Annotated in this window: 8 protein-coding genes; 4 read left to right on the forward strand and 4 right to left on the reverse strand. The window is 70.1% G+C overall.

The window, feature by feature from the left end; genetic code table 11:
• Positions 1-33: 33 nt before the first annotated feature.
• Both B0W80_RS20745 and B0W80_RS20750 read right to left on the reverse strand, forming a co-directional pair.
• Complete coding sequence (locus B0W80_RS20745) at positions 34-960, reverse strand: Ku protein (protein ID WP_077001053.1); 927 nt, start codon at positions 958-960, stop codon at positions 34-36.
• Entirely contained in the window at positions 960-1,772 is an 813-nt protein-coding gene (locus B0W80_RS20750; protein WP_077001054.1) for a transglutaminase family protein, read from the reverse strand. The genes B0W80_RS20745 and B0W80_RS20750 overlap by 1 nt, the downstream gene beginning before the upstream one ends.
• A gap of 340 nt (positions 1,773-2,112) precedes the next feature.
• Between B0W80_RS20750 and B0W80_RS35590 the strand changes: the two genes are divergently transcribed.
• The 4 genes from B0W80_RS35590 to B0W80_RS20765 all read left to right on the forward strand — a co-directional run bounded on the left by B0W80_RS35590 (position 2,113) and on the right by B0W80_RS20765 (position 11,718).
• The gene (locus B0W80_RS35590) at positions 2,113-2,259 is read left to right on the forward strand and encodes a hypothetical protein (RefSeq protein WP_179106989.1); all 147 of its coding nucleotides are present in this window, start codon (positions 2,113-2,115) and stop codon (positions 2,257-2,259) included.
• A 39-nt stretch (positions 2,260-2,298) separates the two neighbouring features.
• Positions 2,299-4,479, forward strand: coding sequence for a catalase HPII (gene katE, locus B0W80_RS20755; RefSeq protein WP_077001055.1), 2,181 nt, complete (start codon positions 2,299-2,301; stop codon positions 4,477-4,479).
• Positions 4,480-4,764: 285 nt separating this feature from the next.
• Positions 4,765-8,940: an autotransporter domain-containing protein gene (locus B0W80_RS20760; RefSeq protein ID WP_143684713.1), complete on the forward strand. Its 4,176-nt coding sequence runs from the start codon at positions 4,765-4,767 to the stop codon at positions 8,938-8,940.
• Between the two features lie 150 nt (positions 8,941-9,090).
• A complete protein-coding gene (locus B0W80_RS20765) occupies positions 9,091-11,718 on the forward strand; it encodes a winged helix-turn-helix domain-containing protein (protein ID WP_077001057.1) in 2,628 nt (875 codons plus the stop codon).
• Here B0W80_RS20765 and B0W80_RS20770 read toward each other — a convergent pair.
• A complete protein-coding gene (locus B0W80_RS20770) occupies positions 11,684-15,445 on the reverse strand; it encodes an alpha/beta fold hydrolase (protein WP_077001064.1) in 3,762 nt (1,253 codons plus the stop codon). The two genes, B0W80_RS20765 and B0W80_RS20770, sit on opposite strands and share 35 nt — an antisense overlap.
• A 2-nt stretch (positions 15,446-15,447) precedes the next feature.
• A partial coding sequence (locus B0W80_RS35595; protein ID WP_077001058.1) for a hypothetical protein occupies positions 15,448-16,874 on the reverse strand: 1,427 nt, incomplete at its 5' end.

The raw sequence follows: 16,874 nt of genomic DNA on the forward strand, positions 1-16,874 counted from the left end.
GCCGAGAGGACAGTGGCGCCCCTCGCTTCCGCCTCAGGCTGCCTTGCGTCCTTTGGCCGGTGCGCTCTTCTTCGCGGCCGCCTTGCGCGCGGTCTTCTTCGCAGGTGCAGCCTTGGCTGCCTTCGCCGCCTTGGTGGCCGTCTTTGCAGGCTTCGCCTTCTTGCCACCCAGGCTGCGCTTGAGCAATTCCGTCAGGTCGATGATCTCGGCGCCTTCGGCCAGGGGCTCTTCCTCGGGTTGGATCACCGTCTCGGTGTCGCCGGCCTTGACCTTCTTGTTCACGAGCTTCATCACCTCGTGCTTGAACTCGTCCTTGAAGTCCTCGGCCTTCCATTCGCCCGACATGTCCTTGACCAGTTGCTCGGCCATCTTCATCTCGGCGGCGCCGATCTTGGCGCCCTTGGCACCGGCCGCGGGCAGGTCCAGCCCGTCGAGCGGCTTCACTTCGTCGCCCCAGCGCAGCAGGTTGAGCACCAGCGCGTTCTCGCTGGGGACCAGCGCGGCCAAGTGCTGCTTGGTGGCGATCACCACCTTGGCCAGGCCGATCTTCTTCGTCTTCACCAGCACTTCGCGCAGCAGCGCGTAGACCTTCTGGCCCTTGTTGATCGGTGCCAGGTAGTACGGGCGCTCGAGGTAGACGAAGGGAATCGCATCGGCGTCGACGAAGCGCTGGATCTCGATGGTCTGCGTCGTGCGCGGGTACGCCGCCTCGATCTCGTCGGCCGAGATGATGACGTACTTGCCATCCTCGTATTCGACGCCCTTGACGATGTTGTCCTTGTCGATTTCCTTGCCGGTCTTCTTGTTGATGCGCTTGTAGCCCACCGGGTCCATGCTTCGCTTGTCGAGCCAGTCGAAGTCGACGCCCTGCTCGGTCGTGGCCGTGTGCAGGCCCACGGGGATGTGCACCAGCCCGAAGGTGATGGCGCCCTTCCACAGTGTTCTGCTGCCGGTGGCCATCAGGTTTCCTCCGTCACGACTTCGAAGCGCGCCAGGCTGTGCTCGCCGAACACCATGGTGATCGGCACGTCGGCCGCGTCGCGGCCGCGCGCGATCGGAATGCGGCCGATGCGCGGCTTGTTGTGGCGTGCGTCGAAGGCCCACCAGCGGTCGCCCAGGTACACCTCGAACCAGGCGCTGAAGTCCATCGGGTAGGGCACCGGCGGCACGCCGATGTCGCCCAGGTAGCCGGTGACGTAGCGCGCCGGCACGTTCATGCAGCGGCACAGCGTGATCGCCAGGTGCGTGAAGTCGCGGCACACGCCGGTGCGCTCGCGCCAGCCTTCCAGCGCGGTGCGGGTGCGGCGCGCGTTCTGGTAGTCGAAGCGGATGTGCTGGTGCACGTAGTCGCAAATGGCCTGCACCAGCGACCAGCCGCGCGGCACGTGGCTGAAGTTCTGCCAGGCGAATGCCAGCAGCTCGCCGTCGACCTCGCAATAGCGGCTGGGCAGCAGGAAGCGAAGGGTGTCGACCGGCAGCTGGTCGGGCGTGTGCGCCACGGCATGGTGGTCGACGGGGTCGGGCCAGCCCGAGTCGAAGATCGTCGCCTCGTTGCGCAATCGCACGTTCGTCACGCCGGCGGGCACGTGCACGCGGGCGCAGTGGTTGTCGAAAACGTCCAGGTAGTGGTCGGTGGTCAGCGGCGGGCTGATGGTGATGTTCTCGGTGCCCTGGATATCGCCGGCGCGCGAGGGATGCACCTGCAGCATGTAGACCATGGCCGTCGGCGGGCTGAGGACCAGTTCGATGTCGAAGCCGATTCGGATGAGCATGGCAGTGGTTGGCTAAGGTGAAGAAGCATCGGGAAGGCGCGCTGGGGAAGCGCGCGCCGGCCGCCGACAGCGCATCGTATGGAAGAGTGTTGCGCCGCAGCGTGAGCCGATTCGCGAAGCGTCGTGGGCCGGCGCGCGAAAGCGCGTAGGCCGCGCGTGCGAGCCGTCAGCGCGTTCCTACCGAGAGCTGCTGGACCTTCCCACACTGCACGGTGCGCGGCCACTACGGGGTTCCGGGGGCCGGCCGCCTAACCTCGGTCTTCGCAAGCGGCTGTTCGCCAGCCGCTCCCGCCACTTCTGCTTCCGGCCTTGCCGACAACCCCATGACACGGAGCGCACCATGGAGCTTTCCTCGATGCTTGGTTTCCTCAACGCACCCTGGATCGACGACGTGCTGCTCTGGGCCGTCGTGGGCGTCGCAGGCGTGCTCGGTCTGGCGGTCGTGGTCAATGCCCTGGATGCGTTCTTCGATGCAGAAACCGGCTGAAGCCGCTGCGCCCAGGGATCCGGACGAGAGGAAAACCCGATGACCACGCGCAACAAGACGGCTGGAAGCCGCCGCCCCAAGCCGGGCAACGGCAGCGAAGGCAAGCAGGAGCAGCTTGCCGCATCCACCGCCGACAACACGCCCCGGATCACCACGAACCAGGGCGTTCAGATCCCCGACAACCACAACTCGCTGCGCGCCGGCGTGCGCGGGCCGTCGTTGCTCGAAGACTTCATCCTGCGCGAGAAGATCACGCATTTCGACCACGAGCGCATTCCCGAGCGGGTGGTGCATGCGCGCGGAGAGGCGGCGCACGGCTACTTCGAGGTGTACCGCTCGATGTCGCAGTTCACGTCTGCCGACTTTCTGCAGGACCCTTCGGTCAAGACGCCGGTGTTCGTGCGCTTCTCCACCGTGGCGGGCTCGCGCGGCTCGGCCGACACCGTGCGCGACGTGCGCGGCTTCGCCGTCAAGTTCTATACCAACGAAGGCAACTACGACCTGGTCGGCAACAACATCCCGGTCTTCTTCATCCAGGACGCGATGAAGTTTCCGGACCTGATCCATGCCGTGAAGCCCGAGCCGCACAACGAGATGCCGCAGGCCGCCAGCGCGCACGACACCTTCTGGGACTTCGCCTCGCTGATGCCCGAGACCACCCACATGCTGATGTGGGCCATGAGCGACCGCGCCATTCCGCGCAGCCTGCGCATGATGGAAGGCTTCGGCGTGCACACCTTCCGCTTCGTCAACTCGCGCGGCGAGAGCCATTTCGTCAAGTTCCACTGGAAGCCCAAGCTCGGCATCCACGGCCTGGCTTGGGACGAGGCGCAGAAGATCGCGGGCAAGGACGCGGACTTCCACCGTCGCGACCTGTGGGAAGCGATCGAGCGGGGCGACTTTCCCGAATGGGAGCTCGGCGTGCAGATGATCCCGCAGGACAAGGAGCATTCGCTGCCCTTCGATCTGCTCGACCCGACCAAGCTGATCCCCGAGGAGATGGTGCCCGTCCAGCGCATCGGCCGACTGGTGCTCAACCGCAACCCCGACAACTTCTTCGCCGAGACCGAGCAGGTGGCTTTTCATCCGGGCCACGTGGTGCCCGGCATCGACTTCACCAACGACCCGCTGCTGCAGGGCCGCTTGTTCTCGTACACCGACACCCAGCTCTCGCGACTGGGCGGGCCCAACTTCCACGAGCTGCCGATCAACCGCGGCGTGTGCCCCTTCCACAACTTCCAGCGCGACGGCATGCACCGCCAGACCATCGCGCGCGGCCAGGTGGCGTACGAGCCGCATTCGCTGAACGACGGCAAGGAATTCCGCATCGACGGCGGCAGCAGCGGCTTCCAGTCGTATCCGGAAGAACTGGAGTCGCCCAAGGTGCGGCGCCGCAGCCCGACCTTCGACGACCACTTCACCCAGGCGCGCCTGTTCTTCAACAGCCAGAGCGTCTGCGAGAAGGACCACATCGTGGCGGCCTTTCGCTTCGAGCTGTCGAAAGTCGAGCTGCCCGCCATCCGCCAGCGCATGGTGGACAACCTGGCGCACGTCGACGAAAAGCTGGCACGCCGCGTGGCCGAGCCGCTGGGCATCAATCCGCCCGATGCGAAGGCGGCCGCCGGCCGAGCCGGTTTCCGCGAGCACCGCATGAAGCTGCCGCTCGAAGAATCGGCCGCCTTGCGCATGATCGACACCGGCGACGGCTCCATCCGCACGCGCAAGGTGGCGATCCTGGCCGTCGACGGCATCGACTCCGCATCGCTCAAGCCGATCCGCGAGGCCATCGAACAGGCCGGCGCCCAGTGCAAGGTGATCGCGGCGAAGCTCGGCACGGTGACCAGCGCTTCGCGCCGGCAACTGGAGGTGGACGCCACCTTCGTCAACATGCCCTCGGTGATGTTCGATGCCGTGCTCGTGCCGGCCGGCGCGCAGGGCATCGAGGCGCTGGCACGTAGCGGCGACGCGGTGCATTTCGTGCTGGAGGCCTACAAGCATTGCAAGGCCATCTGCACCATCGGCGAAGGCGTGAAGATGCTGGCCACCCTGGGCATCGGCGAAGAGACGGGTACCCGGGCGGCGGGTGTGGTGGTGGCGGCGACGCCCACCACCAACCTGGGCGACAACACCGCGGCATTGAAGATCGCGCAGGACTTCATCGCTGCGATCGCGAAGCACCGGCATTGGGAGCGGCCTAACATCGAGGCTGTGCCCGCCTAGGGCGCCCGGGGGCTTTCTTCCGCAACAAGCAGGGCCTATCGGCCCTGCTTTGCTTTGGGCTGGACGAATGCGTGGCAGGCATCGCGGGCCAGGGCTGCCCGTGGATTCGTTGACGATTGCGCGCGCTGCTCCGTTCAGGGCTGATCAATTGTCGCGCGCCGACAAGTCGGCGAACGAAACCTTCGACCATCCGCCGCTGACACCTGGCTGCGTCCCGAGGGGACGCCCGGCTGGCGGGCCACGCCTGCGAAGCCGCATTTCGGCCGGTGCACGCCTTGCAGCCCCATGAACACCTTCTATCGAGTCGTCTTCCATTTCACCGCCCTCTCGCTCGTCACCGGTAACGCCATCGCGGATGGCGGTGCAGGAGGCTCCAGCTACTTGGATGTGGCCAGGGGTGGCGCAGGCGGCACCGCAGCGGCACCCAGCGGCAGCGATGGCGCGGACGTCAACGCCATCATTTTCAGGGGACGCAGCGGCGGCGGAGGTGGTGCGTACAGCGCGTCGGGTGATGGCGCGCCTGGCGGTATGGGTGCAGGTGACCAGGGCGGTGCCGGAGGCCGCGGCGGCGCTCTTGGCCTGCTGCTGCCATCGAATGCGGTGTTGTCGGCCTACGACGTGGGCGTGGTCTCTGGTGGTGCCGGTGGCACTGGTGCGGCCGGCGTCGGCGCCCTGAACATGGGCAGCGGAGGCGGTGGTGGCGGCGGCGGCGGCGCCGCGATGCAGATCGAAGCCGACGCTGGCCGGCGCGTCCTGAACGGCGACTTGGCCGGTGGCAGCGGCGGCATGGGTGGTCGTGGCACCGAAATGGCAGGCGGTGGCGGCGGTGGGCAAGGTGGCGCTGGTCTGCTGGGTCAAGGCACCGGCCTCGTCATTCGGCGCGGAACGAGCATTCGGGGCGGCTTTGGTGGCAATGGCGGCATCGGTGGCACCAGTGGCGCCTTGGCCGGCGCTGGCGGCTCGAGTGGCGCTGGCGGGGACGGCGGTGCCGGGGTGGTCTGGACCGGCGGCCCGGGTTCTCTGCAAAACGATGGACTCATCAGCGGCGCTCTGGGCGCCGGCGGTCCCGGTAGCGTAAATGCAAGCGGGGGAAATGGAGGGCGCGGCGGCGTTGGTCTCGTCTGGTCCGCGGCCGGCGGCACGTTCGTCAACACATCGATCGTCGGAGGGGGAAACGGCGGAATCGCCGGACCCGGCGCTGGACCCGCCTGGGCGGCCATCGATGGCAGCGGCGGCGCGGGCGTCAGTGCTTCGAATCTCGAGCTCGTCAATTTCGGCACCATCATCGGCGGTGTCGGCAAGGGCGGCGCGGGCGCTCGAGCCGAAGCCATCGTCTTCACGGGCGGAACGAACAAGCTGGAACTGCACCCCTCGTCGGGGATCGTCGGCGAGGTCGTGGCGGTAGCCGGTGGCTCGGACCAGCTCATCCTGTCCGGCACGGGAAACGGCACGCTCGAGGTCGCGCAGTACCGCAACTTCGCGTCGTTCACCAAGCGCGGTGCGGGCAGTTGGACGCTGGCCGGCAGCACCACGGCGCTGACACCGTGGACGATCACGGAAGGCACGCTGTCGATCGGCGACGACCGCAGCCTGGGGTCGACCGCCGGCGCATTGACGATCGATGGGGGTCGGCTCCGCACGACCGCCGACGTGGCCAGCATGCGCCCTGTGGGCATCGGAACGCTCGGCGCAAGCTTGCTCGTCGACACCGGTACGACGTTCACCGTGGGCGGCGTGGTCAGCGGCGGCAGGCTGGTCAAGGAGGGCGACGGTGCCCTGGTTCTTACGGGCGACAGCAGCCACACGGGCGGCACGCGCATCGCCGCCGGCGTGCTGTCGTTGGGCAACGGCGGCAGCGGCGGGTCGATCGTGGGTGACGTCGTCAACGGCGCACTGCTGCGCTTCAACCGCAGCGATGCCGCCACCTTCGGCGGCGTCGTCTCCGGCAGCGGCGCCGTCGAGCAAAGGGGAACGGGCACCACCACGCTCGTCAATGCCAACACCTACACGGGCGGCACCACCATTGCCGCGGGCACCTTGCAGCTGGGCGACGGCGGAAGCCGCGGCTCGATCGCGGGCGACGTCACGAACCACGGCATCCTGGCCTTCAACCGCGCGGATCGGTCCGACTTTGCAGGCGTCATCTCCGGGGGCGGGGCGGTCGAGCAGCGCGGCACGGGCACGACCACGCTGACGCGAACGCAGGCCTACTCGGGCGGCACCGTCGTCGCCGGCGGAACGCTGCAGCTCGGAGCCGGCGGCACCGATGGCTGGATCACCGGCGACGTGGCCAACCGCGGCACGCTCGCCTTCAATCGCAGCGATGCGACCACCTTCGACGGTGCCATTTCTGGTGACGGCAGCGTCGAGCAGCGCGGGGCCGGCACGACCACCTTGACGGGCGCCAACCGCTACGTCGGCAACACGACGGTTCATGCGGGAACACTGCGAGCCGGCGGGCCGGCGGCCTTCGCGCAGGGCGGTGCCTACACCGTCCATGCCGGCACGCTGGATCTCGCCGGCTTCGACCTCGAGGCGAGTGGCTTGTCCGGCGCGGGCGGTCGCATCACGCTGGGCGGCGCGCGACTGACCGTGAACCAGGGTATCGACACCACCTACGCCGGCGCCGTGGGCGGCGCGGGTGGCGTCACGAAATCCGGCACCGGAACGCTGGCGCTCACCGGCATCAACACCTATGAAGGCGGCACCGCGATCGAGCGCGGCGTGTTGACCGGCCACGCGCGCAGTTTCGGCAGCGGCGCGATCACGAACCACGCAGCCCTGGTCGTCGACCAGCCCGCGGACGCAGCGTTCGCCAACGCCATGTCGGGCAGCGGCAGTTTCACCAAGACCGGTGACGGCAGCCTCGACATGACCGGCGACGGCAGTGCGTTCACCGGAACCAGCCGTGTCGCCGCAGGCACCCTCGCAGTCAACGGCGGGCTGGGCGGCACGCTCAGCGTGGCCGCCGGTGCCACGCTGCAGGGCAACGGCACGGTCGGCAGCGCCGTCGTCGAACGCGGTGGCATCGTGGCGCCGGGCAACTCGATCGGCACCCTGCACGTGGCGGGCGATCTCACCTTGGCGCCCGGCGCCACCTACCGGGTCGAAGCCGCGCCTGACGGCCGGAGCGACCAGATCCTCGTCGGCGGCAAGGCGGGGATCCAGGGCGCGTCAGTCGCCGCGCTCGCGGCCGATGGCCACTGGAATCCGTCGGGCACGTACACCATCCTGAAGGCCGATGGCGGCATCACCGGCCGCTTCGACGGCATCAGCGCGAACTTCGCCTTCCTCGATCCGACGCTGAGCTACACCGCCGACAGCGCGCTGCTGGCTTTCATGCGCAACGACGTGCGCTTTTCCTCGGTGGCGGCGAGCGGCAACCAGCGTGCCAGTGCCGCTGCCGTCGAAGCGCTGGGCCGGAGCGTCTTGTACGACCGGGTGGTGCAGCTCGACGCAGCCACCGCCCGTGCCGCGTTCGACCAGCTCTCGGGCGAGGTGCACGCCAGCGTGAAGTCGGCCGCGCTGGAGGACAGTCGTCTCGTGCGCGAGGTGGCGCTCGATCGCGCACGGCGCGGGCCGGGCGGCGCCGGTCTGGCCCAGGCCGCGCCGACGGGCGAGGCAGGCAATGGCGGCGTCTGGACCCGGACCTACGGCGCACGCAGCCGGGCCGACGGCGACGGCAATGCCGCGCGTGCGGACCGCAGCACCGGCGGCCTGCTGGTCGGCGCCGAGCGTAGCGTCGGTGATGCGGGCCGCGTGGGCGGTTTCGGCGGCCTGGGCCAGACCAGCCTGGACCTTCGGGAGCACCGGGGCAGCGCCAGCGGCCAGGCTTGGCACCTCGGCGCGTATGGCGGCGCGCAATGGGGTGCGGCGGGGTGGCGCGGCGGCGCCGCCTACAGCCGCCAATCGCTGGACACACGCCGCGACCTCGCCTTTCCCGGCTCGAGGGATGCCCTGAGCGCCAGCTATTCATTGCGCACGCTGCAGGCCTTCGGCGAACTGGGCTGGCGCATCGACGCCGGCGCCGCGACCGCCGTCGAGCCCTTCGCGAGCCTCGCGCACGTCGACATCCACGGCGGCGATTTCCGCGAGCGGGGACTGGGCACGGGCGCCGAACTGGCCGGCCGCGGCCATGGCATGCGCGCCACGTTCGCCACGGTCGGCATGCGCACGACGACCCGGATCAACGTCGGCGGCGTGTGGGCCACGCTGCGTGCTTCGGCTGGCTGGCGAAAGGTGGTCGGAGGCGATGCCGTGCCCACCGCTGACCTCGCCCTGGGTGGCACGAGCCGCTTCATGTCCGCAGGCGTGGCCGTCGCCCGCGAGGCCTTCGTGCTCGACGCCGGGCTCGACCTGAACCTGCGGCACGACCTGAGCCTGGGCGCGTCGTTCAGCGGCCAGGCGGGCGGTGGCTCGCGCATGCAGGCGTTCCAGATCGGGCTGCTCTGGAAGTTCTGAACTCGGCAGGATGCCGGCTCGCGACGACGCCCGACGGAAGGTGGCGTCGCATGAATGCACGCCAAAGTAGCAAAAATTGTTAACTCTGTTGTTACTTTCGACCGACGCGGTTACAACCCTGGGTTGCCAGCGCCTTACCGCCACGACCCAGTGCTTCCCAACGATTCGATCTTCCGCTTCGACAACATCGAGGTCCGCCCTTCGACCCGGCAATTGCTGGTCGAGGGCCAGCCCGCCAACGTAGGGGCCAGGGCCTTCGACGTGCTGTCGGCGCTCATGGCCCACCGCGAGCGGATGCTGACCAAGAACGAGCTGCTCGAGATGGTGTGGCCGAACCTGGTGGTCGAGGAAAACAACCTCCAGGTGCACGTGAGCGCGCTGCGCAAGCTGCTGGGCAGCCGGGCCATCGTCACCATCCCGGGCCGGGGCTACCGTTTCGCCGCCGACCTGGACGCGCTGCCCGTCGCGAGCGCCTCGCTGCCGCCCGCCGCGCGCGCCGCCACACCGCCGCAGCCGCCGCGCCGCGCCGCACCCCTGCCGCCGGGCGCCGGCGTCATGCGCCCGGACACCGGCAACCTGCCCGCGCTGTTGCCCGAGTTGCTGGGCCGCGATGCCGAGCAGGGCATGTTGCGCGATGTGCTGCGCCAGCACCGCCTGGTCAGCCTGCTCGGGCCCGGCGGCATCGGCAAGACCAGCCTGGCCCGGACGGTCGCGCGCCAGGTGGCGCACGAGTTCCGCGATGGCGCCTGGATGGTGGAGCTGGCCAGCACGTCGGACCCGGCCGCGCTGCCGGGCGCCGTGGCGCTCGCCCTCGGCATCCACCTGCCCGACCGGGCCGACGCGGTCGCCGAACTGACCGAGCGCCTGCGCGGCCACGAACTGCTGGTGCTGGACAACTGCGAGCACCTGGTCGAGCCCGTGGCCGCGCTGGTGAGCCAACTGCTCGAAGCCGTGCCCGAGCTGCACGTGCTGGCCACCAGCCAGGAGCCCCTGAAGCTGGCGACGGAAAGGCCGGTGCGTCTGGGCGCGCTCGCGGTGCCCGACCATGCCGTGCTGGCAGACGCGGCCGCGCACGGCGCGGTCGCCCTGTTCGTGGCGCGTGCGGGCGCCACGCAGCCGGGCTTCCGCCTGGACGCGGCCAACCTCGATGCCGTGGTCGACATCTGCCGTGAACTCGACGGCCTGCCGCTGGCGCTGGAGCTGGCCGCGGCACGTGTGCCGCTGCTGGGTGTGCAGGGCGTGCGCCAGCACCTGGCCCAGCGGTTGCATGTGCTGAAGAACGGCGTGCGCGACGCGCCCACGCGCCACCGCACCCTGCGCACCACGCTCGACTGGAGCCATGCGCTGCTGAGCCCCGACGAGCAGAAGGTGTTCCGCCGCCTCGGCGTGTTCGTCGGCGGCTTCGGCCTGGAGCTGGCGCAGCAGGTGGCGTCCGATGCCGACATCGACATCTGGGCCGTGCTCGATCACCTGGGCGACCTGGTCGACAAGTCGATCGTCGTGGTCGATGCCGGCCCGGTGCCACGCTACCGCCTGCTGGAAACGGCCCGCGCCTATGCCCGCGAGCAGCTCGAGGCCAGCGGCGAATGGGACAGCCTGTGCCAGTGGCACGCACGCTGCATGCACAGCGCGCTCGACCGCCGCACCCGCGCCGGCCGACTGGGCGTGGAGACGGTCGACCAGTGGGTGCAGTCCTGCAGCCCCGAGATCGACAACCTGCGCAGCGCGATCGAATGGGCCTGCGGGCCCGGCGGCGATGCCGCGCTGGCGCTCGGCCTGGTCAACAGCGCCGCGGTGCTGATGTACCAGGCGGGCCGCTACCCGGAATGCCTGCGCTGGATGCAGATGGCCGAACCGCTCATCGATGCGGCCACGCCGCCGCCGGTGGTGGCCGAGTTCAGCCTCGGCCTGGCGCTGGTCGGCCTGCATGGCGGCATCAGCGCGCCGCGGCGGATGGAACTGCTCGACCGCGCCTGCCAGATATTCGCGCAGCAGCCGCCGGACGGGTTGCTGGCGCTGTCACTGTGTTCCTACGCCTACGTGGCTGCCGTCAGCGGCGACTTCGACAGCGCCGAGCGCCGGCTGGAGCAATGCCGAAAGGTGGTCGAGCAGCCGGGCCTGCGCGCCTTCCGGGGCACCTTGCTCTATTGCACGGGCATGGTGCGGCGCTACCAGGACCAGCCGGTGCGCGCGCTGGCCGCGTACTCGCAGGCGCTGCCGCTGGTGCGCTCCGAAGGCAACGCGCGCACGCTGTTCCACGTGCTCAACAACCTGGCCGCCATCCATCACGAGCTGGGCCACGTCGACGAGGCGGTCGCGCAGTTCCGCGGCGTCATCGACCACCTGCGCCGCTCGCCGCTGACCGACTCGCAGATGATGGCCTTCGCGCTCAACTGGTACGCCCATGCGCTCACCGGCCAGGGCTCGCTCGAGGAAGCCCAGGCCCAGGTGCTGCGCAGCCTGCCGTACTGCCGCCGTTCGCTCGGCCTGCGCCACTTCGCCGGCATGCTCGCGCTGCTGGCGGCGCGCCAGGGCCGGCTGCGCGAGGCGGCACTGCTGGTCGGCTGCGACGACGGCGCGCGACAGCGCCGCGGCGAGCGGCGCACGGCCACCGAGCAGCGCACCCTGGCAGCCGTGCTGGCGCTCGTCGGCGCCGCGCATCCCGCCGCCAGCATCGAGGCCTGGCGCCTCGAAGGCGCCGGGCTCGACGAAGACGACGTCGTCGCCCTGGCATCCGGCAATCTCACCGCGGACCCGGCTTCTCCAACTGCGCGATGAGGTAGGGGAACACGTCGCGCGCCGCATCGCGGCCGACGAACAGATCCATGTGGGCGTAGCCGTCGAAGACCTGGCGGGTGTAGAGGGCCGGGTCGTTGTGGGCCGACAGCCAGCGCTGCGTGCGGATGCAGGTTTCGGGAAAGAACAGCTGGTTGTCCGCGCCGGCCACGAAGGCGATCGGCAGGGCCAGCCGGTGCGCCTTCCCGGGCACCACGTAGCTGTCGCGGCCCTTGCTGTCCACCGCCTTGGCCTGCTGCATCATCAGGCTCAGCTGCTCGAAGGGGCGCAGCGACACGCAGCCGAACATCTCGGTCAGCGCCGTGTGCGTGGCATGGTTCAGCTGCGCGTGCGCATACGACGGCCCGAAGATCGAGAACACCCGGCGGCACAGCGGGTTCTTGCATTCCTCGCCGTGCGGCACGGGCACCTTCCAGGCCAGCGTGTCGATCTCGCGGTCGAGGTCGGTGGTGCCGGGCACGCTGTCGAAGCGGTCCTGCAGCGGCGCGTAGCCTTCCAGCAGGCGGGCCAGGCCGAGGTCGGCCTTGGCGTAGTTGAGCCAGTTGGTCACCGGGTGCAGCGTGAGCTGCGACGAGACGATGGATCGCACGCCGGTCATGCCGTCGAGCAGCGCCATCAGCAGGCTCATCGAGCCCACGCAATGCGCGATGGCCTGCAGGTCGGGCGCACCCGTCGCCGACAGGATGAAGCGCACCGCGGCCGGCCAGTCGATGCGGGCGATGTCGTCGATGGTGAAGGGCGCGATCGGGCTGCCGGAGTCGGGGCTGGCCCGGTAGTCGAACAGCCACACGTCGTAGCCTTGCGCGCACAGGGCCTCCACCAGGTTCTGGTCGACCGTGTCGGTGGCGAAGGACGAGGCCCGCACCGAGAAGCCGGGTGCCAGCACCACCGGCCCGCGTGTGCCGCCGAGATAGCGCGTCAGCTTGATGCGGAAGCCGTCGCCCACCTCGACGCTGTGCACCACGGGCAGCGGCGCATGCAGCTCGCGCCGATGAAGGTGGGGCAGGTCGAGCGCCGGAAAGTTGTTGAGGTCCGACAGCAGGCCGCCATAGGCGCGGAACAGCGTGGTGGCGAAGAAGCCGCCGAACTTGGCGAGGTAGATCGCATTGATGGCGTCGCGCGCGGCCGGCACCTGCTGCTCCACCACGCCGAGCAGGTTGGCGGGCGGCTCCAGCTTGATGGTAGAGGCCTGCCACATCAGGTCTTCGAGGTCGAGCGTCAGGATGCCCTGCGCGACCACCGGGCAGGCGGCGCCGTCGGCGTCGTGCACGCGCACGAAGAGCGTGGTGGTGTCGGTCCACGGCGAGGAGCCGGGCCGCTGGTGCAGCACCTTGTGGCCCTTGAAGCGCAGCCGGCCTTCACCGCGCTGCAGCATCATCTCGTAGGTCATGGTCCAGGTCTCCACGCGCTGCGCATCGGCCGGCAGCAGGTGGAAGACGCCGCTGGCCACCGGCATGGGCTCGGGCCACAGGGAGGGGCAGTCGACGGTGCCGGTGATCGACGCGGCATGCGTCGGGTCCGTCACCATCTGGTACAGGTCCGGCGTGTGGATGGTCAGCTCGAAGCGCATCGGCTGGTCGTTCACGCGGCCCCAGGCGCTGGCCAGCTCGTAGTCGTCGGCGATGCGGCGCGCGCCCTCGGAGCGCGGCACCACCGCGTCGGTGCTGATCCAGCCGTGCATGGTCTCGGTGAACTCGAAGCTCGGGCTCAGCAGGGCCGGGTCGTTTTCGATGAGCTTCTTGATCGCGAACTTGGCCAGGTCGATCGCGCCCGCTTCCAGGTGGCCGGCCGCGCTCTGCACCAGCGCCTCGGCGTCGTGCGCGATCGATGCGATCTCGCGTTCGAGCCGCTCCAGCAGGCTGGCAGGTGGCGCCGGGGCTGGCGGCTCGGCAGCGCCGCCCGGCGGCAGCGGTTTGCGCGCCGCCATGCCGAGGTCGAGGGTCCAGCCCCGCGCATCGCACAGGTTCTGGCAAGTGCGCTCGGCCAGCGCGCTGATGGTCAGGAGCGGATTGACGCCCGCCGCGCCCGGCAGCACCGCGCCATCGCAGACGTACAAACCCTCGTGCACCGCAACGCCCTCGGTGCCCGCGAACACCCGGCCCTGATGGTCGACCACGCCCTGGCTCGCATCGTCGCCCATGCCGCAGCCGCCCAGCGGATGCACGGTGATCAGCTTGCGGCCCAGCGATTCGGCGGACAGCGGATTCGGGATGAACTGGCCCTGCACCGCATCGTTGGCGGCGCGCAGCCAGGCTTCGTCCCGCGCGATGGTGGGGCTGTCGCCCGCGCCGGGCCAGCGGATGCGCAGCCGGTCGTCTTCCAGCTGCAGGCGGCCGGCCGCGTCGTCGACGCTCATCACCAGGTAGGTCTGCGTGCGCGCGACCGCGCCCGAGTAGGCCAGTGCCGTCAGGCTTCCCGGGTCGTTCTGCACCGCCTCGCCCAGTGCTTGTGCGTCGAGCAGGCGCGACTTGGCCTGCGCGGCGCCATAGGCGAACTCGCCGCCGTCCATCGCGTCGGAGAAGAACAGCGCGGGCGTCAGCATCGGTGCCAGCGCGCCGGGGATCACGCCCTCTTCGATCACCAGCCCTTCGCTCACCTCGGCCGTGCCGCGCATGTCGATCACGCCGGTGATGCACGGCCCGGGCAACTGCTCGGCTGCCAGCTCGTTGCGGCCCGCGCCGACGCCGTGGATGCCGGCCTGCGTCGCCTGGCCCTGGGCATCGGTGCCGGATTGCCAGTAGCTGTTGTAGCCCAGCGCCAGCACGTCGCCGTTGCCCGAGAAGCGCTGGCCGACGCGGTCCGACAGCGGCAGGCCGTTCGCCTTGGAGCGCAGCAGGATCTCGGTCGAGCCCAGGGCGCCGGCGCCGAGCATCACCACGTCGGCCGTGACGCTGCGCCGGCTTGCGCCGCCCTGCGTGGGCGCGCCGCCCCGCAGCGCCACCTCGTCGAAGAACACGCGCCAGCGCGCGCCGTCGCGCTCCACATGGCTCACGCGTGCGCCCGTGAAGATCTGCGCGCCGTGGTTGTGCGCATCGGGCAGGTAGTTCATGCGCGTGGTGTTCTTGGCGCCGGCGTTGCAGCCGCTCGTGCAGTCGCCGCACAGGTTGCAGCGCGGCTGCGCCACGCCGAAGGGGTTGATCTGGTCGACGAAGTTCACCGCGATCGGCGGCCGCAGGAAGGGCTTCTTCATCGTCGCGGCCGATTTCTGCAGCGCCATCAGCTTGTTGAGCGGCGGGAAGTCCTTCGAGCCTTCGGGGTAGGGTGACGGGTCGAGCATCTGCCTCGCCCGCGCGACGTAGGGCTCGAGCAGCGTCTTGTCGCGGCGGAACTCGGCGGGCCAGGGGGTCGCGTCGAACAGGCGCGGGTCGATTTCGAGCGCGACGTTGGCGTTGATCAGCGAGGTGCCCCCGAGCCCGCAGCCCACCATGGCCAGCATGTCGTCGTTCAGGTGCAGGTTGTACAGGCCGTCGGGCGCGCCGAGCTTGCCGCGCGCGCCGTCGACCTGCATGTCGGCCCGTGCGCCGGCCATGTCGTTCGGAAACTCGCCGGGCAGGATCTCGCGGCCGCGTTCGAGCACGCAGACCGTCTGGCCGGCGCGCGCCAGGCGCGATGCCGCCACGCCGGCGCCGTAGCCGGAGCCGACGACGACCACGGTGTAGTGGGGCTCGATCTCGCCGACCGGCCGCGAGATGGGGGCGAAGGTCGTCATCGTCATGCCCTCGCCTTGCCGGCCGTCATGGCGGCCCGTGCAGTCACCACCGCGACCGAGGCGTCGAAGAACTCGTCGAGCAGCAGCGTGGCGCGGCTCTCCGTCGCTTGCTGCGCATTGCGCGAGAAGGCGTCCCAGGCCGGCCGCGTGCGCTCGACGGCGGCCGACAAGGCGGCCAGCATCGGGTTGTCGCGGTCGCGGAAGCCGCCCACGCCGCGCGCGTGCACCGGCGTGATGCTGCCGTTCACCGGGTCGTTGAACAGGCGCAGCGCCGCGATGTCGAGCGCCTCGCCGATGAACATGGCCGACGCGCCCTGGGCCGACGCCATGGTCGGCTGGTCCATCACCCAGCCGCCGGTGTTGAACACGCCGACCGGCCGGTCGAAGCCCGCCACCGGCAGCTCGTCCTCGAAGGGCTTGTGGCTGTGGCCGAAGACGAAACTCAGCTCCAGCGCCGAGGCGTCGAGCCCGGCCTGTTCCAGCTCCAGCTTCACCGGGCCCGACAGGAACCAGCGCAGGTCGGCCGTGTCGTCGGTGCTCATCACCTGCGCGTAGCCGTCGCGCTGCGACTCGGCGCCCCGGCCCAGCGTGGCGTCGAGCGCACCCAGCACCAGCTGCCGGAGCGTGACGCCCTGGAACACGTCGAGGCTGCCGCTCATGCCGAGGCTGCTGTCGAGCTTGGACACCAGCAGCGCGGCCAGGCGCTGGGTGAAGTCGTGCGAGGCGGCGGCGTCGCGCATCACCTCGTAGAGCTTGCCGGCCCCGGCGCCGGTCACCCCCGAGCTGCCCAGGTCCGACCACATGAAGTCGACCCAGGCGCCGTTCTGGCTTTCCAGGTCCGACACCGTCACGCGGGCCGGGTTGCGCCCCGCGCTGCGGCCCGGCGCCTGCGCGTTGAGGATGGTCATCACCCGGTACATCGGGTCGATGTAGTGGCCGTGGTGCAGCACCACGCAGCGGCGCCTGGCCGGGTCGAGCAGGCCGAGGTTCGGGTAGGCGATCTCCACCCGCGCGTCGGCCAGCCCGGCGCAGCCCCGCATCAGCTGCGTGAGCATCGACGAGGCGATGCGCGAGGCGCCGGGCTCCTCGAGCGCCGGCTCGAACAGGGCCGTGTGCTCGATCAGGTCGTCGCCGATGCGGCCCTGCGCCAGCGCGTCCAGGTAGTGCTGGTCCTGCGCGATGCGCCACAGGTGGTGGTCGTGGTTGCCCGGCACGTACAGCACGCGCGGCGCGAAGAGCGGCCGGCCGTCGTCCTGCATCACCGTCTGCACGAACGCGCGGAAGGCGGCAGCCACGTCGCCCATGGGCGAGAGCCCCATGTCGAGCACGTCGCCCAGCAGGATCAGCGTGGGCGGCGGGCCCTCCATCGCGCCCAGCAGCGCGCTCAGGGCGCGGCCGAAGGCGATCTGGGTCTCGCTCGGGCGGGCGG

It is taken from the genome of Variovorax sp. KK3 (genome assembly GCF_001984055.1).
Classification (GTDB): domain Bacteria; phylum Pseudomonadota; class Gammaproteobacteria; order Burkholderiales; family Burkholderiaceae_C; genus Variovorax.